20 protein-coding genes and 1 pseudogene are annotated in these 20,978 nt (G+C 51.5%); 8 read left to right on the top strand and 13 right to left on the bottom strand.

The window, feature by feature from the left end; genetic code table 11:
- Nucleotides 1–9: 9 nt before the first annotated feature.
- Nucleotides 10–276 carry a signal transduction protein PmrD gene (gene pmrD, locus ACU8XX_RS07760; RefSeq protein ID WP_001295285.1) on the top strand — a complete coding sequence of 89 codons (267 nt, stop codon included), beginning with the start codon at nt 10–12 and terminating at the stop codon, nt 274–276.
- Here the strand turns inward: pmrD and arnF are convergent.
- From arnF to arnB, 7 genes are read right to left on the bottom strand one after another with little or no spacing between them, the layout of a single operon-like run.
- On the bottom strand, nt 270–656 hold the full coding sequence (gene arnF / locus ACU8XX_RS07765; protein ID WP_000523880.1) for a 4-amino-4-deoxy-L-arabinose-phosphoundecaprenol flippase subunit ArnF: 387 nt from the start codon (nt 654–656) through the stop codon (nt 270–272). The genes pmrD and arnF overlap by 7 nt on opposite strands.
- Nucleotides 656–991, bottom strand: coding sequence for a 4-amino-4-deoxy-L-arabinose-phosphoundecaprenol flippase subunit ArnE (gene arnE / locus ACU8XX_RS07770; protein WP_000638031.1), 336 nt, complete (start codon nt 989–991; stop codon nt 656–658). Before arnE ends, arnF begins: the two co-directional genes overlap by 1 nt.
- Nucleotides 988–2,640: a lipid IV(A) 4-amino-4-deoxy-L-arabinosyltransferase gene (arnT, locus tag ACU8XX_RS07775; RefSeq protein ID WP_000844057.1), complete on the bottom strand. Its 1,653-nt coding sequence runs from the start codon at nt 2,638–2,640 to the stop codon at nt 988–990. Before arnT ends, arnE begins: the two co-directional genes overlap by 4 nt.
- Nucleotides 2,640–3,530: a 4-deoxy-4-formamido-L-arabinose-phosphoundecaprenol deformylase gene (gene arnD, locus ACU8XX_RS07780; RefSeq protein ID WP_000169728.1), complete on the bottom strand. Its 891-nt coding sequence runs from the start codon at nt 3,528–3,530 to the stop codon at nt 2,640–2,642. The genes arnT and arnD overlap by 1 nt, the downstream gene beginning before the upstream one ends.
- Nucleotides 3,527–5,509, bottom strand: a complete 1,983-nt coding sequence (arnA, locus tag ACU8XX_RS07785) for a bifunctional UDP-4-amino-4-deoxy-L-arabinose formyltransferase/UDP-glucuronic acid oxidase ArnA (RefSeq protein ID WP_016242282.1) — start codon at nt 5,507–5,509, stop codon at nt 3,527–3,529. Before arnA ends, arnD begins: the two co-directional genes overlap by 4 nt.
- Nucleotides 5,509–6,477, bottom strand: a complete 969-nt coding sequence (gene arnC / locus ACU8XX_RS07790) for an undecaprenyl-phosphate 4-deoxy-4-formamido-L-arabinose transferase (protein ID WP_000461657.1) — start codon at nt 6,475–6,477, stop codon at nt 5,509–5,511. The genes arnA and arnC overlap by 1 nt, the downstream gene beginning before the upstream one ends.
- Before the next feature lie 3 nt (nt 6,478–6,480).
- Nucleotides 6,481–7,620, bottom strand: a complete 1,140-nt coding sequence (gene arnB / locus ACU8XX_RS07795) for a UDP-4-amino-4-deoxy-L-arabinose aminotransferase (RefSeq protein ID WP_001300684.1) — start codon at nt 7,618–7,620, stop codon at nt 6,481–6,483.
- Nucleotides 7,621–7,927: 307 nt separating this feature from the next.
- Here arnB and ais point away from each other — a divergent pair, with 307 nt between their 5' ends.
- On the top strand, nt 7,928–8,530 hold the full coding sequence (gene ais / locus ACU8XX_RS07800; RefSeq protein WP_000879112.1) for a lipopolysaccharide core heptose(II)-phosphate phosphatase Ais: 603 nt from the start codon (nt 7,928–7,930) through the stop codon (nt 8,528–8,530).
- A 38-nt stretch (nt 8,531–8,568) separates the two neighbouring features.
- On the opposite strand, the gene nudI is transcribed toward ais, so the two are convergent.
- A complete protein-coding gene (nudI, locus tag ACU8XX_RS07805) occupies nt 8,569–8,994 on the bottom strand; it encodes a nucleoside triphosphatase NudI (protein ID WP_001300564.1) in 426 nt (141 codons plus the stop codon).
- Nucleotides 8,995–9,272: 278 nt separating this feature from the next.
- Here nudI and ACU8XX_RS07810 point away from each other — a divergent pair, with 278 nt between their 5' ends.
- The 6 genes from ACU8XX_RS07810 (at nt 9,273) to yfaU (ending at nt 15,506) form a co-directional block, all read left to right on the top strand.
- Nucleotides 9,273–9,815, top strand: a complete 543-nt coding sequence (locus tag ACU8XX_RS07810) for a YfaZ family protein (protein ID WP_001300392.1) — start codon at nt 9,273–9,275, stop codon at nt 9,813–9,815.
- A 99-nt stretch (nt 9,816–9,914) separates the two neighbouring features.
- Complete coding sequence (locus ACU8XX_RS07815) at nt 9,915–11,117, top strand: nicotinamide mononucleotide deamidase-related protein YfaY (RefSeq protein WP_000921621.1); 1,203 nt, start codon at nt 9,915–9,917, stop codon at nt 11,115–11,117.
- A 219-nt stretch (nt 11,118–11,336) separates the two neighbouring features.
- Nucleotides 11,337–12,119, top strand: a complete 783-nt coding sequence (locus ACU8XX_RS07820; RefSeq protein WP_000894185.1) for an IclR family transcriptional regulator — start codon at nt 11,337–11,339, stop codon at nt 12,117–12,119.
- A gap of 14 nt (nt 12,120–12,133) precedes the next feature.
- A complete protein-coding gene (rhmD, locus tag ACU8XX_RS07825) occupies nt 12,134–13,339 on the top strand; it encodes an L-rhamnonate dehydratase (RefSeq protein ID WP_001319848.1) in 1,206 nt (401 codons plus the stop codon).
- 56 nt (nt 13,340–13,395) lie between these two features.
- On the top strand, nt 13,396–14,685 hold the full coding sequence (locus ACU8XX_RS07830) for an MFS transporter (protein ID WP_001295288.1): 1,290 nt from the start codon (nt 13,396–13,398) through the stop codon (nt 14,683–14,685).
- 17 nt (nt 14,686–14,702) lie between these two features.
- Nucleotides 14,703–15,506, top strand: coding sequence for a 2-keto-3-deoxy-L-rhamnonate aldolase (yfaU, locus tag ACU8XX_RS07835; protein WP_000992954.1), 804 nt, complete (start codon nt 14,703–14,705; stop codon nt 15,504–15,506).
- 40 nt (nt 15,507–15,546) lie between these two features.
- Here yfaU and ACU8XX_RS07840 read toward each other — a convergent pair.
- The 5 genes and pseudogenes from ACU8XX_RS07840 to glpA all read right to left on the bottom strand — a co-directional run.
- Nucleotides 15,547–15,744, bottom strand: a pseudogene (locus ACU8XX_RS07840) (hypothetical protein); the annotation flags it as partial.
- Nucleotides 15,745–16,644 carry an ISNCY family transposase gene (locus ACU8XX_RS07845; protein ID WP_000140569.1) on the bottom strand — a complete coding sequence of 300 codons (900 nt, stop codon included), beginning with the start codon at nt 16,642–16,644 and terminating at the stop codon, nt 15,745–15,747. It lies immediately after the preceding pseudogene.
- Between the two features lie 192 nt (nt 16,645–16,836).
- Nucleotides 16,837–18,027: an anaerobic glycerol-3-phosphate dehydrogenase subunit GlpC gene (gene glpC / locus ACU8XX_RS07850; RefSeq protein WP_001000379.1), complete on the bottom strand. Its 1,191-nt coding sequence runs from the start codon at nt 18,025–18,027 to the stop codon at nt 16,837–16,839.
- The gene (gene glpB / locus ACU8XX_RS07855) at nt 18,024–19,283 is read right to left on the bottom strand and encodes a glycerol-3-phosphate dehydrogenase subunit GlpB (protein ID WP_001209902.1); all 1,260 of its coding nucleotides are present in this window, start codon (nt 19,281–19,283) and stop codon (nt 18,024–18,026) included. The genes glpC and glpB overlap by 4 nt, the downstream gene beginning before the upstream one ends.
- Nucleotides 19,273–20,901 carry an anaerobic glycerol-3-phosphate dehydrogenase subunit A gene (gene glpA / locus ACU8XX_RS07860; protein WP_000857257.1) on the bottom strand — a complete coding sequence of 543 codons (1,629 nt, stop codon included), beginning with the start codon at nt 20,899–20,901 and terminating at the stop codon, nt 19,273–19,275. The genes glpB and glpA overlap by 11 nt, the downstream gene beginning before the upstream one ends.
- Between the last annotated feature and the right edge of the window lie 77 nt (nt 20,902–20,978).

The raw sequence follows: 20,978 nt of genomic DNA on the forward strand, positions 1-20,978 counted from the left end.
GATAATGCAATGGAATGGCTGGTCAAAAAATCGTGCTGCAATAAACAAGATAACAGACATGTACTTATGCTCTGCGATGCTGGCGGCGCGATAAAAATGATCGCCGAAGTGAAGAGTGACTTCGCCGTGAAAGTGGGGGATTTACTCTCGCCTTTGCAGAATGCGCTTTATTGTATTAATCGTGAAAAGCTGCATACGGTGAAAGTCCTCTCGGCAAGCAGTTATAGCCCCGATGAGTGGGAACGGCAGTGTAAAGTGGCAGGGAAAACTCAGTAACGTTGTTTTGTCGTGGGCAGGAAAATCAGCATCAACCCGCTCATAATACAGGCTACTCCCAGTAGTGCTTTCAGCGAAAAAGTCCCTTCCCAGCCGGGAAGTACCATTGAAGCAATCCATACCAGCACATAACTCATACTGAGCAAGGCATAGGCTTTGCTTAGCGCAAGTTTATGAAGCGTTTTATACCAACAAAAAACGGAAAGCAGATAACCCAGCAGCCCGAGTAACAGTATCCGGGCATCCAGGCCAAAAGCTAACAGAGCCGCGATAAAATCCCATAAGTGCGTCATCGGCGGCAGATGACTCGCCGCAAAACCCAGGCTTAATTGCGCAACTGAGGCAATAATGACGCTGAATAATCCCCACATCAGGCCCATTACACCGTACTCCCGAGGATCACAATGCCGCCAATAATGAACGCCACCCCACACCAGTGACGCGGCGATACCGGTTCGTGCCACAGTTTTACTGCAGCCAGCGTCACCCAGACAAAATTCAGACTTAACATCGGGTAAGCAATGCCTACCGGTACGTTCTGCAAGACCAGCAGCCAGAGCACCATGGCAAGACCAAGACAAGCCAGCGCCAGTCCCAGCCACAGCACGATATGTTTGCGCCGTTTGTTTATCGCCACAAAGCAGGTTGCCTGTTTCTGACACAACTGCCCGGCAACGCTAAGCAAGCTGGCAAAGACTAATGTTAGCCAGATCATTTGGGACGATACTGAATCAGCACCAGACGCTCCTGACGATCGATGGCATCTGCGGGCGGAATGGCGAGACTGTTGATATCTTCATCGCGGTCAACCGAAAGCACGAGAGTAATAATCCCCTCCTGACGATGTTGATTAAGCCAGTTTGCGAACTCATCACCGCTGACAAATCTCCCTTTCGCATCCGGATAATTAAGGCCGTATTTCAACTCACCTGTCTGGCGATACATGATGATGTCATCGCGTTGCAGGCTCCATGCCAGACCTGCGGCAACACCGACGCTATCAGTAAGAATATAGCGGCTTGGCTGAAGTGATTCTTGTGTCATCTCGACAAAAAATTGCGGATGTTTTCCTTCCATAACTCTGTCAGGAATTGAAAATCCTACCAGCAACGCCAGCCCCAGCGGGCAAAGCGCGGCAAAAGGCCAGGTCTTTTCGACGTTTGTTAAGGTGTACCAGCCGAAAAATGCCCATAGCGAAAAAATCGACCAGGCACAAAAGACTTTATAGCTCTCGAAGGTTTGCCACACCGGCGTGTTCATTGGTCCCCACGGGGAGACCACAAATGTGGCAATAATGCCAGTGACGCCAAAAGCGATGTTAATCCAGCCATTAATCCGCAGCGCCAGAGGATTATTTTTTGCTGCCAGCAAAGCGTAATGCGCCATCAGCATTGCCAGAGATGCAAAGCAGGAAAGAATATAGGTGGGCAATTTACCTTTAGCGACGGAGAAAAACAGCAGCGGCATTATCGTCCAGCTCAACAAATAGACGGTTGCGGAATGCTTGCGGTTTTTCCAGCCTGTGTACAGTGCACCGGGGAGTAATCCCAGCCACGGCAGGCTACCGGCAATGATGACCGGCACGTAGTACCAGAACGGAGCTCTATGTTGGGCATCATCCAGTGCAAAGCGTTGAATATGCTCAACCCAGAAAAAATAGTGCCAGAAGTTAGGCTCCCGCTGCGCTATCGCCAGTCCCCAAGGGAGAACCGTCAGTACGCAACTGATAACCGCCAGCCAGCCGTAAATAAAGAGATCTTTCCAGCGTTTTTGCGTCGCTACCCATGGCAGCACGCTTAATACCGGCACGGCAAGGGCGAGAAAACCTTTGGTCATCACCCCCATGCCGCAGGTGATTCCCAGCAGTAAAAATCCTGCGCTTTTGCCTTTCCACGTCTGTGCCTGCATTGCCAGCCAGAAGCTGCACATTCCCGCCACCAGCCAGAATGCAATAAACGGATCGAGCACGGCATAAGTGCCGATGGCATAGACAATAAACAATGAGAGATAAATTACTGTGGCGAGTAGAGCCAGACGTTTATCGCGCCATAAGCGCAGAGTAAACCAGGTCACCAGCGCGGCAGTTAACAGGGTCGCAAAGATAACGCCTGCCCGCACACCAAAGTTATTCGCGCCAAATAGCCATTGCCCAATGCTGTTAATCCAGTATCCGGCAATGGGTTTTTCGAAATAACGTAGCCCTAACAGATGGGGCACAATCCAGTCGCCGGATGCCAGCATTTCTCGACTGATTTCCGCATAACGCGTTTCATCGGGTTGCCAGAGCAGACGCGTGCTGATCGGTAACAGGTAATAGCAGGCAATAAACGCGAAGAGGCCGATAAGGTAACGTACCGATTTCATCAGCGACTACCCGCAATTTGTTGGCAACCCAGCCAGCCTTCACGTCCGGCAATATTTCCGCGAACAACTTGTCCGAGCGGCAACGTCTCTGATAACAGTTCGCTTAAAGGGCAAAATGTCACGCCTTCCTGAGCTGCGCGTTTGAGGAGATCCACAAAATTATGCTGATAAGCGCAGCCTTCAACTTCTGCATGAATGGTATAAACCGGCGTGCCTTTATCTCGCAGGATGCGGTTGAGTAACCAACCGTTAAAATCTTCTGCTTTCACATCCCGACCAATCACTTCATCCCAGGTGGGTAAGGTCACCGGAATTTGCGCAGTGCCAGGGTTTCCTGATTCGAGCAATGGACGGAACGGCATGGCCCCACGACAATCGCTGTTGTAGCGCAAATGGAACGCTTCTTTTGCTTCGATCACCTTCTGGTCGGCACGCCAGCCCGCAGCGGCAGAACAGGTTACCGGTTGACCGATAATCTCTTCCAGAGTGCGAAGACCGCGTGCAATATCGTCGATCATTGTTTGCCGATCCCAGTTACCGCTACGGGCTTGCCAGGCATGGTGATCCCAGGCGTGCAGGCCGACTTCGTGATGTTTAGCCGCTTCACGAATGATATCGGCATTGGCATGACCAATCTCTTTACCTGGCCAGGCCGTACCTGCCAGTAAAATATCCCAGCCATAAAGCGATGCCGCGTTTGAGCGCAGCATCTTCCACAAAAACTGTGGCTTCACCAGTCGCCAGAGATGGCGGCCCATATTGTCCGGGCCGACGCTGAAAAAAATGCTGGCCTGAATATTATGCTTACTCAAGATTTCCAGCAGACGCGGCACGCCTTCACGGGTGCCACGAAAGGTATCGACATCAATGCGTAAGCCTACTTTGGTCATGATGGTTTATCCGTAAGATCAACGGTGCGCAGGAAGAAATCCAGCGTTTCGTCGATGGTTTCCTGCATATCAATTTTCGGCTCCCAGTCCAGGCAGCGGTGGGCATTGCGGATGCTCGGTTTACGATGCTCTACGTCCTGATATCCTTTGCCGTAGTAGCTGCTACTTTCGACAACGCGAAAGCCCGCAAACGGTGGGAAATGATGGCGCAGCGGATGTTTTTCGAAGCTCGCCAGCAGCATCTCGCCCAGTTCCTCAATGCTCGCTTCGTTCTCAGGATTGCCAATGTTGATAATTTCACCGTCGCAGCGATTTCCCGCATTTTCGATAATGCGGTATAACGCCTCGATACCATCGCGAATATCAGTAAAGCAGCGTTTTTGTTTTCCGCCATCAATCAGCTTAATCGGTGAACCTTCTACCAGATTGAGAATGAGTTGCGTAATAGCGCGGGAGCTGCCAATTCGCGCTGCATTAAGGTTATCCAGTCGTGGTCCCATCCAGTTAAACGGGCGGAAGAGGGTGAACTGTAAACCCTCTTTTTCGCCATAGGCCCAGATCACCCGATCAAGTAATTGTTTTGATACCGAATAAATCCAGCGTGGTTTATTCACCGGGCCGACGATTAAATTAGAATGGTCCTCATCGAAGTATTTATCGCTACACATCCCATAAACTTCTGAAGTTGACGGGAAGATGATTCGCTTACGGTACTTCACGCAGTAGCGGATAATGCGCAGATTCTCTTCAAAATCGAGTTCAAATACGCGCAGCGGGTTGCGGGTATATTCAATCGGCGTGGCTATCGCCACCAGCGGCAAGACGACATCACATTTTTTGACATGATACTCAATCCATTCGGAATGAATACTGATATCGCCTTCAACAAAGTGAAAATGCGGATGATTCAGAAAACGGCTTATCGCATCGCTGCCAATATCCAGACCGTAAACTTCATAATGATCTTCGCGCAGCAGGCGTTCTGTCAGATGGTTGCCAATAAAGCCATTCACCCCGAGGATGAGTACCCGGGTACGGCGTCGGGCGGTGCAGGCAGGATGGCTATTCAAGCGTGAACCTTGCACCAGGCCCAGCGTCTGCGCTAATTGCGAGCCCTGCATAGTAATGCCGTCGCCCGCCTGTCCGGTGACGATTTCCAGCGCGCCATCGCCACAGGCAATCAGCAGTGGCGCAACAGAAATCACGCTCCCCGGCTGTGCTTTGCTGGCATGAGGATGAACACGCGACGACCAGACGGTGAATTTCTGATTGCCAACATAGCTGAAGGCACCCGGCCACGGATCGGCAACGGCACGTACCATGTTGTGCAGTACGGATGCCGGTTTATGCCATTCAAGGAAACTGTCATCCGGCGTTCTGCGACCAAAACAGGTGGCTTCGTTTTCGCGCTGGGCGATTTCCAGAATATTACCGTGTTTAATGGCGGGTAATGTCTGTTCCAGTAGCTGGCGCGCGGCATGGCACAATTTATGATGCAGCGTAATAGCGATATCGTCTGGCGCAATGGCAATGCGCAGTTGCGCCACAATGGCCCCGGCATCGGCACGTTTCACCATTCGGTGCAATGTAACGCCAGTTTCCGTTTCACCGTTGACCAGCACCCAGTTCAGCGGCGCGCGACCACGATATTTTGGTAACAGCGAACCATGCAGATTAAATGCACCTGCGGGAGCGAGCTGCAAAATTTCGTCGTAAATAAGATGGCGATAATAAAAAGAGAAAATCACATCTGGCGACAGTTGGGCAATGCGTTCCACCCACAGCGGATGATTAACGTTATCCGGCGCATAAACCGGAATGCCTCTTTCCGCCGCCAGACGAGCCACCGAACCATAAAAGGCTTTTTCACCGGGATTATCAGTATGGGTAAAAATGGCGCTAATTTCGTAACCGGCAGCCAGCAGGGCTTCAATACCGAGGCATCCCATATCGTGGTAGGCAAAAACGACGGTTTTCATTATTCATTTTCCTTGCTGGATGGACGGATAACTTGCTGAACAAAATAGCGGGGGCGGGCGCGGACATCGGTGTAGATCCTGCCGATATATTCACCGAGTAATCCCATGCCGATAAACTGAGCGCCAATAAAAGTAAACAGCACGGCAAATAGCATAAAGACGCCTTCTGCCGCCCATTGTGGTCCGAAGGTCAGGCGTAAAATCACCAGCAGCACCGCAATGCTAAAACCTCCAATCGCAATAATGCTGCCGAGCAGACTCAGCATACGTAGCGGCGTTGTGGTAAGGCAGGTCACCAGGTCGTACATCAAATTAATCAGGCGCATAAAACTGTATTTGGATTCACCAAACTCACGCTCGGCATGATGTACTGGAATTTCAATGGCACGGCGGGCGAAGATATTCGCCAGAATCGGGATAAAGGTGCTGCGTTCATGGCAGTGCAACATCGCATCGACAATATGACGGCGATAGGCGCGCAGCATACAACCGTAATCACCCATCGCTTTGCCAGTGGTGCGCTGAATAAGCCGGTTAATCATCTTCGAAGCGGTTTTACGAAACCAGCTGTCCTGGCGGTTCTGGCGTACAGTCCCTACCACGTCGTAACCTTCATCGGCTTTTGCCACCAGGCGGGGGATTTCTTCTGGCGGATTCTGGAGATCGGCATCAAGGGTAATAATTAAGTCGCCAGTAACGTGACTGAATCCCGCCATAATCGCTGAATGTTGCCCGTAATTGCGGTTAAGCAAAATAGACACAATATGGCTGTTCTCCGCTTGTGAGGCTTCGACCAGCATATGCGCGGAATTATCGCTACTGCCGTCATCAATCAGCAGGATCTCATACTCTTTCCCCAACGATTCACAGGCTGTGGTGGTGCGCCTGATTAATTCCGGTAAGCTTTCCTGCTCGTTATAAACGGGAATAACCACCGAGACTTTCTTAACAGGGTGGATTTCAAACATGGCTTATTGTCCTGCGAGTTGCTGAAGGGCTGTGATGACACGGTCGGCATCGGCGGTGGTCATATCCGGGAACAGCGGCAAAGAACAGATGCGTTCGCTATTCCATTCGGTATTCGGTAACGACAGCGTGGGAAAACGCTCGCGATAATATTTTTGTGTGTGAGCGGCGCGGAAATGTAACCCGGTACCAATGCCTCTTTCTTTTAACGCTTCCATCAACGCATTTCGACTGATACCACAACGTTGTTCATCGACACGAATAATAAACAGATGCCAGGCGTGAACGTGCGGCCAGGCGGGAAGACTTAATGGCTGAAAGGGGAGAGCTGCCAGTGCTTGCTGATATTGCAGGGCAATTTCGCGCCGACGGGTGTTGAGGTACTCTAATTTGGCTAACTGTGTCATGGCAATCGCGGCGTTAATATCGGTCAGATTGTACTTATAGCCCGGCGTTAAGACTTCAGCCTGCGGTGCACGGCCCCAGGTTTGTCTGTCATAGGCATCGACACCCAGACCGTGAAATTTCAGCATCCGTAGCTGGCGGGCAAGATTTTCATTATCAGTAACAATCAGGCCACCTTCCGCACAGGTAATATTTTTGATGGCGTGAAACGAAAAAATAGCGGTACCTTTTGCTCCAATATGTCGCCCTTTGTAATACGTACCGACGGCATGGGCTGCATCTTCGATAACTGCGATGCCGTAACGTTCGCCAATGGCGCGAATGGCGTCAATATCTGCTGGCGCACCGGCATAATGCACCGGAATGATGGCTTTAGTGCGTGGCGTAATGGCTGACTCGATAGCTTCAGGCGTGACCATCAGCGTATCGCGGTCGACATCCACCATTACCGGCGTTGCACCCAACAAGGAGATCATATTGAGAGTTGAAACCCAGGTCAGGGAAGGCGTAATCACTTCATCACCCTTGCCAATTTCCAACGCCATTAGCGTGATATGCATTCCGGCGGTGGCTGAACTGACCGCGATGGCATGCTGATTTCCCGTCAACTGGCAAAAGGCTTGCTCAAGCGCCTGATTCTTCGGGCCGGTTGTGATCCAACCGGATTCGAGAACCTCTTTAACTGCAGCGAGTTCCTCCACGCCCATTGCTGGTCGCGAAAAAGGCAAAAATTCTGACATTGCTTTTCCTTCCGCCATTGAATACCTGTCCACTTATATTTGCTATAAAGAGTGTTGTGTATATTTTGCCTTTTGGAGCGAAATTTTAAGGATAGAATATTAACTTAACCTTAAGAAACTAATATTAGACGTAAATATTGAAATTTTTATATTTTTTCTTATTTAGGCTTTGCATTTGGCAAAATTTTGAGGCATTTTGCCGACATCGTAGGATTTTTAATATTACACCAACTGCGAATTATCGCCAGAAATGTCGCTCAATTTCACGGTAATTGTCTGGTTGCGCTTGTCTATAGGTGGAGTTTACGTGTTAGCTTTTTGCCGCTCTTCGTTGAAGTCAAAAAAATATATCATCATTTTACTGGCGCTCGCTGCAATTGCCGGACTGGGTACTCATGCCGCCTGGAGTAGCAATGGTTTGCCACGTATCGACAATAAAACACTGGCCAGACTGGCACAGCAGCACCCGGTTGTCGTTTTGTTTCGTCATGCTGAACGTTGCGACCGTTCAACCAATCAATGCTTGTCAGATAAAACAGGTATTACGGTTAAAGGTACCCAGGATGCCCGTGAACTGGGCAACGCTTTTAGTGCTGATATCCCTGATTTCGATCTTTATTCCAGTAATACCGTCCGGACCATTCAGTCGGCTACCTGGTTTTCAGCGGGTAAAAAATTGACGGTAGATAAACGACTTCTTCAGTGCGGTAATGAGATTTATAGTGCAATTAAGGACTTACAAAGCAAAGCGCCTGATAAAAATATCGTTATTTTCACCCATAATCATTGCCTGACATATATTGCTAAAGATAAGCGTGACGCGACATTTAAACCTGATTATCTGGATGGTTTAGTCATGCATGTGGAAAAAGGCAAAGTTTATCTGGATGGGGAATTCGTTAACCACTAAATTTTCAATCTGACAGCCAGTAATGGCTGTCATCATTGTTACAGAAGACCTTTCAAACGTAACGTTTTTCGGGTGGCGACATTCAAATCATAATGCACCAGATCTTCAGGTTTTACCCACGCGTAGTCCTGAAACTCTTCGTTTATTTTCACTTCTCGGTTGGCAGAAACGCAGTCAAAAATCAGGTAAATCATATAAATCTCTTCCTTGCGACCATCTGCATACGTCTTGGTGCGAATATCATCGCTGAAGGTCCACGGCGTGATTTCTGTCAAAAGCAGCTGTTCTCCCAGTTCTTCGCGAATTTCGCGGCGTAGTGCCTCTTCAATTCGTTCGCCAGGCTCCACGCCGCCACCCGAAATCGCCCATTGACCGGGGAAAACGCCGCGATCGTCGGCCATTTTACACAGCAAATAAGCACCATCATTTTGAATCAAAGGGCATACAATAGTCCGTTGTCGCACAGGGATATTCCTTATAAATAAAAAGAAACCATGAGAATACGGTAACTCACAAATATGTGAAAGTGACAGTAATCTCTTTTGCGATGATAACTGTACTTATTATTATTTTTGTGTGTATCGATAAAGTGTGTTTATTTTTTCGGCATTTAATTATTTAAGAAGTATTTAGTTACAATAAGTGACTAGATCCTTTTTTTCGCTCATTGAATCCTCTGTGCCAGGCAGTACAATCCCGCAGCTTTGGGAATTTTGATTAATTGCTTGTGGGAAAGGGGATAATGAAAAAAATTGCGCTAGCAGGTCTGGCCGGAATGCTGTTGGTTTCTGCATCGGTCAATGCAATGAGCATCAGCGGTCAGGCGGGTAAAGAATACACCAATATTGGTGTCGGTTTTGGGACTGAAACGACGGGCCTGGCGTTAAGCGGTAACTGGACACATAACGACGACGACGGTGATGTCGCTGGCGTGGGGCTGGGGTTGAATCTGCCTCTCGGGCCGTTAATGGCGACCGTTGGCGGAAAAGGCGTTTACACCAACCCGAATTACGGCGATGAAGGTTATGCCGCAGCGGTAGGAGGTGGTTTGCAGTGGAAAATTGGCAACAGCTTCCGTTTGTTTGGCGAGTATTACTACTCTCCGGATTCGCTCTCCAGCGGTATTCAAAGTTATGAAGAAGCGAATGCTGGCGCGCGTTACACCATTATGCGTCCAGTCAGTATTGAGGCGGGTTATCGCTACCTGAATCTGTCGGGTAAAGACGGTAACCGCGACAACGCCGTGGCTGACGGCCCGTATGTTGGGGTTAACGCCAGTTTCTGATCCCTTCCGGCGCGGCATTCTGTCGCGCCATTCAGTTTCTTACTACGCCTTATCTCCCTTTGCGTTATAGTGATTCGATAACAAAAGCAGGAGATAACCATGTTAAAAGTGGAAATGTTATCCACCGGGGATGAAGTGTTACACGGGCAAATCGTTGACACTAACGCTGCCTGGCTGGCCGATTTTTTCTTTCATCAGGGGTTGCCATTATCTCGCCGCAATACGGTGGGGGATAACCTTGATGACTTAGTCACCATTCTTCGCGAACGTAGTCAGCACGCCGATGTGCTGATCGTTAACGGCGGGCTGGGACCGACCAGCGATGATTTAAGCGCACTCGCCGCTGCGACAGCAAAAGGTGAAGGCCTGGTGCTGCATGAAGCCTGGCTCAAAGAGATGGAACGCTATTTCCACGAACGTGGACGAGTAATGGCACCGAGCAACCGTAAACAAGCGGAGCTGCCTGCCAGTGCTGAATTTATCAATAACCCGGTAGGCACCGCCTGTGGTTTTGCCGTGCAGCTTAATCGTTGCCTGATGTTCTTTACTCCCGGCGTACCGTCAGAATTTAAGGTGATGGTCGAGCACGAAATCCTGCCGCGCCTGCGCGAGCGTTTTTCTTTACCGCAGCCGCCGGTTTGTCTGCGTTTGACTACTTTTGGTCGTTCGGAAAGCGATCTGGCACAAAGCCTGGACACTCTACAACTGCCGCCGGGCGTAACAATGGGCTATCGCTCCTCAATGCCTATCATCGAACTGAAACTCACCGGACCGGCAAGCGAGCAACAGGCGATGGAAAAACTGTGGCTGGATGTTAAACGTGTTGCCGGACAGAGCGTGATTTTCGAAGGCACTGAAGGACTGCCCGCGCAGATCAGTCGCGAATTGCAAAACCGCCAGTTCAGCCTGACGTTGAGCGAGCAATTCACCGGTGGTTTATTGGCTTTGCAACTTTCTCGCGCAGGTGCTCCATTGCTGGCGTGTGAAGTGGTTCCTTCACAGGAGGAAACCCTGGCGCAAACTGCGCACTGGATTACAGAACGGCGGGCCAACCATTTTGCCGGGCTGGCACTGGCTGTTTCGGGTTTCGAGAACGAGCATCTCAACTTTGCGCTAGCCACGCCAGACGGCACTTTCGCTCTGCGTGTGCGTTTCAGCACTACGCGCTACAGCCTGGCTATCCGTCAGGAAGTGTGCGCAATGATGGCACTGAATATGCTGCGCCGTTGGTTAAACGGCCAGGATATCGCCAGTGAGCATGGCTGGATTGAGGTTGTTGAGTCCATGACCTTATCTGTCTGATTCCGCCACTCTGTGCCGGTTTACTGCACCGGCACATTCCCCCTCCGGCAAAATTTGTCCAACCTGTTGTACTCAATAAGAAAAAATCCGTGCGCTGATTCACAAATTTGTGCGTAATTTCTCCAGTCTGCTGGACGAGGAGCGGGATTTGATGCGCTTCACAATTTTACTCCCCCTGAGCAACGAGACTGATTCCAGTATCTAAGACTGGAGTCCAGTATGTTGGAATCAAGCAAAGTTCCCGCCCTGACACGGGCTATTGATATTCTCAATTTGATTGCCCGCATTGGCCCCTGTAGTGCTGCGACGATCATTGACACATTGGGAATCCCTAAAAGCACGGCCTATTTGCTGCTTAATGAACTCAGGCGTCAGCGTTTTCTTAGCCTTGATCACCAGGAAAATTTTTGTTTGTGGACCAGGCTGGTGGAGCTTTCCGGTCATGCGTTAAGCAAGATGGATCTCCGGGAACTGGCTCGACCGCGTTTGACGCAACTGATGGATACCACCGGGCTGTTATGTCACCTGGGGATTATTGATAACGGCAGCGCTTATTACATTTTGAAAGTGGAGTCATCAGCCACTATCAGCGTGCGTTCCCATGAAGGAAAAAGCCTTTCGCTTTATCGCTCCGGAATAGGTAAATGCCTGCTTGCCTGGCAACCTGCAGCGGTACAGCAAAGTATTATCGAAGGGCTGGTCTGGGAGCAGGCGACACCCACAACGATTACTCATCCACAGCAACTTCACGAAGAACTGGCGCGTATTCGCCGTCAGGGCTGGAGCTATGACAACGGCGAAGATTACGCCGATGTCCGTTGTGTCGCTGCGCCGGTGTTTAACGCCAATAACGAGCTTACCGCTGCGATCTCGGTGGTCGGTACCCGCTTACAAATCAATGAAGAATACCGTGATTATCTGGCGGGCAAGGCCATTGCCTGCGCCAGGGATATTTCACGTCTGTTGGGATGGAAAAGTCCCTTTGACTTACAAGCCTCATAACAATGGAGAACATCATGACCCTACCAAAAATTAAACAGGTTCGCGCCTGGTTTACTGGCGGTGCGACAGCAGAAAAAGGCGCTGGCGGCGGTGATTATCACGACCAGGGGGCGAATCACTGGATAGACGATCATATTGCCACCCCGATGAGTAAATACCGCGATTACGAGCAGTCACGCCAGTCATTTGGCATTAACGTTCTTGGCACGTTGGTTGTTGAAGTCGAAGCAGAAAACGGCCAGACCGGATTCGCCGTTTCGACAGCCGGTGAAATGGGCTGTTTTATTGTCGAAAAACATCTTAACCGTTTCATTGAGGGTAAATGTGTCAGTGATATCAAACTGATCCACGATCAAATGCTCAGTGCCACCCTGTATTACTCCGGCTCTGGTGGCCTGGTGATGAATACGATTTCTTGTGTCGATCTGGCTCTGTGGGATCTGTTCGGCAAAGTGGTCGGGCTTCCGGTTTATAAACTTTTAGGCGGCGCTGTTCGTGATGAGATTCAGTTCTACGCCACAGGTGCGCGTCCGGATCTGGCAAAAGAGATGGGCTTTATCGGTGGCAAAATGCCGACGCACTGGGGGCCACATGATGGCGATGCGGGGATCCGCAAAGATGCCGCTATGGTCGCGGATATGCGTGAAAAATGCGGTGAGGATTTCTGGTTAATGCTCGACTGCTGGATGAGTCAGGACGTGAACTATGCGACCAAACTGGCCCACGCTTGCGCGCCCTATAACCTGAAATGGATCGAAGAGTGCCTGCCGCCACAGCAGTATGAAAGTTATCGCGAACTGAAACGCAACGCGCCAGTCGGAATGATGGTCACCAGCGGTGAGCACCACGGCACACTGCAATCTTTTCGTACGCTTTCAGAAACCGGTATCGACATTATGCAGCCGGATGTTGGCTGGTGCGGTGGTTTAACCACGCTGGTGGAAATTGCCGCAATCGCCAAATCCAGGGGGCAACTGGTGGTGCCGCACGGTTCGTCTGTTTACTCTCACCATGCGGTGATCACCTTCACCAATACGCCATTCAGCGAATTCCTGATGACCAGCCCGGATTGTTCAACGATGCGTCCGCAGTTTGACCCGATTCTGCTCAATGAGCCGGTTCCGGTGAATGGTCGTATTCATAAATCAGTGCTTGATAAACCCGGTTTTGGCGTCGAACTCAATCGTGACTGCAATTTGAAACGCCCCTACAGCCACTAATCACTCCGGGCGTTGCTGTGACAACGGTAACGCCCACATATTCTAAGGAGCTTTTTATGAGCACCGCTTTGCTTGACGCCGTGGTGAAGAAAAACCGTGTGCGTTTAATTCCGTTTATGTTGGCGCTGTATGTGCTGGCGTTTCTCGACCGTTCGAATATCGGTTTTGCCAAACAGACCTACCAGATTGATACCGGGTTGAGTAATGAAGCTTATGCGCTGGGAGCAGGCATTTTCTTTGTGGTATATGCGTTTCTGGGTGTTCCGGCGAATCTTTTGATGCGCAAACTGGGGGCCAGAACCTGGATTGGTACGACAACACTGCTGTGGGGATTTCTTTCGGCAGCCATGGCATGGGCCGATACTGAAGCGAAATTTCTGATAGTTCGCACTCTGCTTGGTGCTGCGGAGGCCGGATTTTTCCCTGGTATGATTTATCTCACCTCGCAATGGTTTCCGCAGCGTAATCGCGCCAGCATTATGGGGCTGTTCTATATGGGCGCACCGCTGGCGTTAACACTGGGATCACCGCTTTCCGGCGCGCTGTTGGAGATGCATGGATTTATGGGGCATCCCGGCTGGTTCTGGATGTTTGTGATTGAAGGATTGTTGGCAGTCGGTGCTGGGGTATTCACATTCTTTTGGCTTGATGACACACCGGAGCAGGCACGTTTTCTGAGTAAACAAGAAAAAACGTTGCTTATCAATCAACTGGCAAGTGAAGAACAACAGAAAGTGACTTCTCGGCTGAGCGATGCGCTGCGTAATGGCCGAGTCTGGCAACTAGCGATTATCTACCTGACCATTCAGGTGGCGGTTTACGGATTAATTTTCTTCCTGCCGACCCAGGTTGCGGCATTGCTGGGAACAAAAGTGGGCTTTACAGCGTCGGTGGTCACCGCCATTCCGTGGGTTGCGGCCTTGTTTGGGACCTGGCTTATTCCGCGCTATTCCGATAAAACCGGCGAACGGCGTAATGTCGCAGCGCTGACATTACTGGCGGCGGGCATTGGTATTGGTCTGTCCGGGCTGCTTTCTCCAGTAATGGCGATCGTAGCGCTGTGTGTTGCAGCTATCGGGTTTATTGCCGTGCAGCCAGTGTTCTGGACGATGCCGACACAACTGCTTTCCGGTACGGCGCTGGCTGCGGGAATTGGTTTTGTAAACCTGTTTGGTGCAGTGGGCGGGTTTATTGCCCCGATCCTGCGCGTGAAAGCAGAAACGTTATTTGCCAGCGATGCGGCGGGATTACTGACGCTGGCAGCGGTGGCGGTCATCGGTTCGCTGATTATTTTCACTCTGCGTGTAAATCGCACTGTTGCGCAGACCGACGTGGCACATCATTAAATAGGTTAAGGAACACGATGAACGCATTATTAAGCAATCCCTTTAAAGAACGTTTACGCAAGGGCGAAGTGCAAATTGGTCTGTGGTTAAGCTCAACGACTGCCTATATGGCAGAAATTGCCGCCACTTCTGGTTATGACTGGTTGCTGATTGACGGGGAGCACGCGCCAAACACCATTCAGGATCTTTATCATCAGCTACAGGCGGTAGCGCCCTATGCCAGCCAACCCGTGATCCGTCCGGTGGAAGGCAGTAAACCGCTGATTAAACAAGTCCTGGATATTGGCGCGCAAACTCTACTGATCCCGATGGTCGATACTGCCGAACAGGCACGTCAGGTGGTGTCTGCCACGCGCTATCCTCCCTACGGTGAGCGTGGTGTCGGGGCCAGTGTGGCACGGGCTGCGCGCTGGGGACGCATTGAGAATTACATGGCGCAAGTTAACGATTCGCTTTGTCTGTTGGTGCAGGTGGAAAGTAAAACGGCACTGGATAACCTGGACGAAATCCTCGACGTCGAAGGGATTGATGGCGTGTTTATTGGACCTGCGGATCTTTCTGCGTCGTTGGGCTACCCGGATAACGCCGGGCACCCGGAAGTGCAGCGAATTATTGAAACCAGTATTCGGCGGATCCGTGCTGCGGGTAAAGCGGCTGGTTTTCTGGCTGTGGCTCCTGATATGGCGCAGCAATGCCTGGCGTGGGGAGCGAACTTTGTCGCTGTTGGCGTTGACACGATGCTCTACAGCGATGCCCTGGATCAACGACTGGCGATGTTTAAATCAGGCAAAAATGGGCCACGCATAAAAGGTAGTTATTGATATCAAAGGCCCATGGGGATCGGCTGTGGGCCTGTGTTAATTAGTGGTTATTCGCTGCCAGATCGGCTTCGCTTAGCTGGGTGGCCGCGAGCACCTGGTGACGATCAAAGCCCTGTTCCAGCATGCGCAAAGCAATTTTAATGGCTTGTTCATGCAAACCTTCTAATTTACCTTCCTGCCAGCCAATTTGATGTCCTTCCTGCCGCAGCCGTTCAGCAATAGTCATTAATCTCTCCTTTTAATGACAGTTCGGAATATCAGCATCAGTGAGTTGGGTTGTCGCCAGCACAATCTCACGTTCAAAGCCCTGCTCCAGCATGCGCAAAGCAATTTTAATGGCTTGTTCATGCATACCTTCCTGCCAGCCAATTTGATGCCCTTCCTGCCGTAGCCGTTCAGCAATAGTCATTAATCTCTCCTTTTGTAGTGGTGAACGTTCGGCAATCTCCTCAATAAAACGGGTGAAACGGGAGGTATCGCCGCATTGCAGCAGATAATTAAACAGTGTTTGTAGCTGGCTGTCATTAGTGAAGCCTCTAACCAAAAGCGTGGTGATCCTGTCGACCATGCCGATTAAATCGCGGTCGCGAATATGCTTTTGAATCAGTTCCAGCAGAGCTATACGCCGATGTTGCATGATCTCATCGTCAGGTACGATGGTGATATCCACCAACGGAAAAGCTTCGGTGTACAACTGCCGGGCAAGTTGCGGATCGTCAAACTCATCCAGCCAGTTGAGTGAGTACGGGTAAGGCGAGGTTTCGCCATGATAAAACAGCAACGGCACCACCAGCGGGACTCTGTCATAGCCTTTGTCCAGGTGACGCTGCATGGCGGCAGTGGCATAGCGCATTAGCCGAAAAGCCATATTCTTTTCTGCAGAGCTTTGATGTTCAATCACGCAGTAGATATAGCCGTCACCGTCGCTGGTTTCCACGGACCACAAAACATCCGAGTAGTAAGCGCGTAAGCTTTTTTCAATAAAACTAGTGGGTTCCAGGCGTAAGGTTTGCAGGTTGCAAAGCTTGCGCAGTGGTTCTGGTAAATGTATTTCGAGAAAATCCCGTGCGGTTTCGGGTGTGAACATAAAGGTTTTAAATACCGCATCATGCGGGGAGGAGGTTGTTGATTCGGTCATGGTTGTCCGTCACCTGATATTTATGATGACGCGACATTACGGTTATCCCAGGCCTTTGACATCTGCCAGTTTCAGCCTTTGCGAGACGTTTTCAGAGGAATTTTCACTGCGTTGCAACGCATACATTGGGCACGGAATCGTGTACGCAAAAATGCCCGGTAACCACATGCTTACCGGGCATCAGAAAGGAGTTTAAGCCAGCGCCTGGGCCAGTAGCGTAATCGGATGTTCGCAGCGAAGACTTGTGGACATCTCAATCTGCCATTTACAGGTTTCGCAGTCGGTGACCACCAGATCTGCGCCGCTTTCTTCTATCTGGCGGAACAGTGGTGCGCCGATGGCTTGTGAGGTGGGGTAGTTCTCTTTTTTGAAACCGTAAGTACCCGCAATACCGCAGCACTGGGAATCCAGCACCGTTAACTCAAGCCCCGGGATGTTACGCAACAGCTCCAGGGTGTAGAGCGTCCAGCCCATTTTTTCCATATGGCACGGAGTGTGATAAACCACTTTCAGCGGCAGCGGTTTCAGCGGTAACGTTTTGCCTTCGTCCAGCTTGCGCCACAGCCAGCGGGTTGCCAGTTCGATATGATCGCGCAAGCCTTTGTTGTCGACATTCAGCACTTCCGGGTATTCGTCGCGCAGGGCAAATGTACAGGTTGAGGAGGTGGCAATCACCGGAATGCCTTTTACTCCCACAGCTTCGCGGATCGACTCTACATTCGTAATTGCCTGTTTGCGTGCTTTATCGGTAAAGCCGTTGGCGATTAGCGGTACGCCGCAGCATTTTTCTTTGCTGAGCAGTTGTACACCGGTACCCATTGCGTTGAGCACTTTAATTAAATCTTTACCTAACTGCGGATGGTTGTAGTTAACGAAGCAGCCGTGAAAGAAAGCGACCTGGTCTTTATATTGTGCTTGCTGAGCCGCCACGCTGCGATACCAGCGACGGAACGTGCCGAAGGAGTATTTCGGTAGCGTGCGGCGATGATCGATTTTTAACGCCGCATCAAGCAGCTGCCGCACCGGTTTCAGCGAGGTAGCGGTGTTGACGATTGGTGCGAACGGCGTGGAAACGCTACCCATCAGGTCGGTATGACTCAACACAAAATTACGCAGCGACGGGCGCGTGGTGTCATATTTTGCCCGCGCGCGCTGGATAATATCGCCAATCTTCACATCGGACGGGCAGGCGACTTCACAACGTTTGCAGTTGATGCAATATTTCAGCGCCTCGTCATACAGTGCGCCATCTTTCAAACGCAGACGCTCGCCATCCGGCCCGGCTTGTTTTGGCCCTGGATAACCGGGATTCACCCGGCTCACCGGGCAGGCGGTGGTGCAGACGGTGCACTTAATGCAGTTTTCGAAGCTGGTGTCGTTCATTGTTGGCCTCCTGCGCGTTGGGCAATCTGTTGAGCGGCATGTAAAGCACTGACGGCACAAACACCGCCGCCGCATCCCTGGGCGATGGGATCAAATCCGCCCAGCACCGAACCGATGGCAAACAGGTTCTCAATGGTTTGCCCTGCCTGCGACGGGCGTAGCGTCTCATCAGTGGTTACACCGAACTGCTGCCACGGTTGCGGCGCAAAAAAATCGCCCTTATACCATTCACCCCGCGTGGCGGTTTGTAGCACATCAAGGCCGAGAATCGGCTCGCGAATGCCGTTACGTTCCGCTACCAGTCCGCCACTAAAGAAACTGCCGCTGGCGAGAACCGCGAAACGTGGACGTAGCGGAATATCGGCGTGATTGCGGGTCCAGATTTCATTCACTACGCCATTTTTACAGGTCACTTTTTTCACTTCATCGCCCGGCATCCACACGCCACCCTGGTGCACAAACTGGCGCTGTAACTGGTTTTGCAGACGAATGCCCAGCACGGAAGGCGGCAGCGTTGGCAAAAGCATCAGTGAACAAGGTAGTTTTTCATTCAACCAACGCCACAGTTTGTCATCGGCCAGGCCGAAGCAGGCGGGCATCAGGATCATTTCGCAGGTATTGGCGACAGGAATAAGCGCATCAAGTAACAGCGGCCAGTTTTCTTCATTATCAAGGAAACGGGCGATATTCACAGCGCGAAATTCGGTGGCGTTATTGCGCAGGACATCCAGTTCCGGCAGCTCTATTTCTGCGGTTTCAACCGAAAGATCCAGTTCGCGCAACGAAGCCGCCGCAAGATGCGCCTGAAAATCCATCAGGCCGCTTATCCCGACCACACATATTTTCTTCGCGGGCAACGGCCAGACGGGGACTTCTGGCGAACTTAGCCAGGTAGAGCGCAGAGTGCCGAGCGGCGTAATCCGCTGGTGAGCCAGTTCTACGCTGCCCTGCAATTGCGCACCGCTTTCAGCGATTAATGCCTGCGCCTGGCAAGCGAGATCGAGCACGCGTTGTGGCCCGAGAAGGGAGTAAGGATGTGCAGGTGCCTGCTGACGCAAAGATTCCAGTCCACTGTGAATGTCTGCCACGGGTTGACCATCTGGCAGATGGCTCAGCAAATCCAGCGAACCGGATGAGAAATGCAACGCGCTTTGACCACGCGTGACAATGGCACAGCGCAGGCCGTGTTTTTGCAGTTGCAGGCCACAGAGTAATCCGGCGAGGCCGCCGCCCATAATGACAGTATCAAAGCGCATCTTTCTGCTCCTTCTCCAGACCACACAATCCCTGATAAACCCAGCGGGTAAATTCGCTTTCGCGCAGTGCATCTCCCCAGGCGATGGGTTGCACGCCTTTCCAGCGTTCGTTAAGGAAGGTGGAAAGTTGCTCGATAGATTGCGCGGACGTCGTGACGTTAAAACGTTGCAGCAGTCCGGCAGCGCGGCAGGCGCAGAGTTCGCCCTGGCAGGTGCCCATCCCCACACGGGTACGACGGCGTAAATCCAGCAGGCTATTAACGTTTAAATTTTCTACCGCGTACTGCACTTCACCCGCAGTTACCGCTTCGCACTCACATACCAGGCTACGGTGCAGACGGCCTTCGCTCAGCCAGGCAGGCGTGCGATCGCCATGACGATAAACCGCAGAACCGCGCAGCGGGGCAGGCAGGGAGATGACTTTACGCAAGGTAACTTCAGCGGGTTCTTGTGAACCAGGCAGTGCCAGATCGGCAGTCGTACAGGGGCGCGTGTTGCCCAGTTTGCGGCATACCGCGTCGGTAGCCCATTCAGCCATCAGCCGATAGGTCATCAGTTTGCCACCGGTGATGGTGATAAATCCGTCCAGACCATCGCGTTCAGCATGGTCGAGCAGCACGATGCCACGGCTGACGTTACGTCCGCTCGGGTCGTCATCGCTGGCAACCAGCGGGCGCACGCCAGAATAGGCCCGCAAAATGCGCGTTTTCGCCATCACGGGGGCCAGTTTTTCCCCTTCACGCAGCAGAATATCAACCTCTTCTGCCGTCACTCGATTATCGTCAATCTCGTTGTAATCAATACGTAAAGAGGTGGTACCAATCAGCGAAATGGTATCGCCAGGCACCAGAATATCGGCGTCGGAAGGTTTACGGCAGCGGTTGATCACATGCTGGTTAATGCGGTGATCCATGATCAGCAGCGATCCTTTCGCCGGGAACATGCGAATGCGCAGATCGGCATATTCGGCAATGTGTTGCCCCCAGATCCCAGCGGCATTAACCACGACAGGTGCATGAAGGGCCTGAGTTTCGCCGGTGAGATGGTTACGTACACGAACACCGCACACCGTCGCGCCTTCACGAATCAGCCCCGTGACTTCATGAGCGGTAAGGATAACGGCACCGTGTTCTTTGGCATCCAGCATGTTTGCTGCGGTCAGACGAAATGGATCAACGGTGCCATCCGGAACTTTCACCGCGCCAATCAGTGCCGGGTTAACGGCAGGTTCGATAATGCGCGCTTGCTGCGGGTCTATAGCTTCTGCGCTGATCCCTGCTTCTTCGCAGGCGCGAATAAAAGTGGCCTGGAAGGAGAGGTCATCTTCCGGCAGGGTGATAAACAGGCCGTTGGTTGGTTCAACGCAGTGACGTGCAATGCGTTTCAGGATCTGGTTTTCACTAATGCATTCGCGGGCCGATTCCGCATCGGTTACCGCATAGCGCGCACCGCTGTGCAGCAGGCCGTGGTTACGCCCGGTGGCACCGGTTGCGATGTCGTGGCGCTCAACCAAAATCACGCGCAGCCCGCGCAGGGCACAGTCGCGGGCAATCCCGGCTCCCGTTGCGCCGCCGCCAATGATAATCACGTCACTTGATTGCGAGTCGCGAGTTTTCATTGTTATCCCTCTGAAGTTCGTTTTTTACCATTTAGCCATAGTAAAAACATGAATTGTTTGATTTCGCGCATATTCGC

This window comes from Escherichia sp. MAL-1, from assembly GCF_052948035.1.

What these genes read in the sequence shown, in the direction of transcription:
- ACU8XX_RS07830 (WP_001295288.1), top strand. Translation starts at nt 13,396, where the DNA reads ATGAGCACCGCTTTGCTTGACGCCGTGGTGAAGAAAAACCGTGTGCGT.
- arnA (WP_016242282.1), bottom strand. Translation starts at nt 5,509, where the DNA reads ATGAAAACCGTCGTTTTTGCCTACCACGATATGGGATGCCTCGGTATT.
- ACU8XX_RS07845 (WP_000140569.1), bottom strand. Translation starts at nt 16,644, where the DNA reads ATGACCGAATCAACAACCTCCTCCCCGCATGATGCGGTATTTAAAACC.
- pmrD (WP_001295285.1), top strand. Translation starts at nt 10, where the DNA reads ATGGAATGGCTGGTCAAAAAATCGTGCTGCAATAAACAAGATAACAGA.
- ACU8XX_RS07820 (WP_000894185.1), top strand. Translation starts at nt 11,337, where the DNA reads ATGTTGGAATCAAGCAAAGTTCCCGCCCTGACACGGGCTATTGATATT.
- arnF (WP_000523880.1), bottom strand. Translation starts at nt 656, where the DNA reads ATGGGCCTGATGTGGGGATTATTCAGCGTCATTATTGCCTCAGTTGCG.
- rhmD (WP_001319848.1), top strand. Translation starts at nt 12,134, where the DNA reads ATGACCCTACCAAAAATTAAACAGGTTCGCGCCTGGTTTACTGGCGGT.
- glpA (WP_000857257.1), bottom strand. Translation starts at nt 20,901, where the DNA reads ATGAAAACTCGCGACTCGCAATCAAGTGACGTGATTATCATTGGCGGC.
- ACU8XX_RS07815 (WP_000921621.1), top strand. Translation starts at nt 9,915, where the DNA reads ATGTTAAAAGTGGAAATGTTATCCACCGGGGATGAAGTGTTACACGGG.
- arnB (WP_001300684.1), bottom strand. Translation starts at nt 7,620, where the DNA reads ATGTCAGAATTTTTGCCTTTTTCGCGACCAGCAATGGGCGTGGAGGAA.
- glpB (WP_001209902.1), bottom strand. Translation starts at nt 19,283, where the DNA reads ATGCGCTTTGATACTGTCATTATGGGCGGCGGCCTCGCCGGATTACTC.
- arnD (WP_000169728.1), bottom strand. Translation starts at nt 3,530, where the DNA reads ATGACCAAAGTAGGCTTACGCATTGATGTCGATACCTTTCGTGGCACC.
- arnE (WP_000638031.1), bottom strand. Translation starts at nt 991, where the DNA reads ATGATCTGGCTAACATTAGTCTTTGCCAGCTTGCTTAGCGTTGCCGGG.
- yfaU (WP_000992954.1), top strand. Translation starts at nt 14,703, where the DNA reads ATGAACGCATTATTAAGCAATCCCTTTAAAGAACGTTTACGCAAGGGC.
- ACU8XX_RS07810 (WP_001300392.1), top strand. Translation starts at nt 9,273, where the DNA reads ATGAAAAAAATTGCGCTAGCAGGTCTGGCCGGAATGCTGTTGGTTTCT.
- glpC (WP_001000379.1), bottom strand. Translation starts at nt 18,027, where the DNA reads ATGAACGACACCAGCTTCGAAAACTGCATTAAGTGCACCGTCTGCACC.
- arnT (WP_000844057.1), bottom strand. Translation starts at nt 2,640, where the DNA reads ATGAAATCGGTACGTTACCTTATCGGCCTCTTCGCGTTTATTGCCTGC.
- arnC (WP_000461657.1), bottom strand. Translation starts at nt 6,477, where the DNA reads ATGTTTGAAATCCACCCTGTTAAGAAAGTCTCGGTGGTTATTCCCGTT.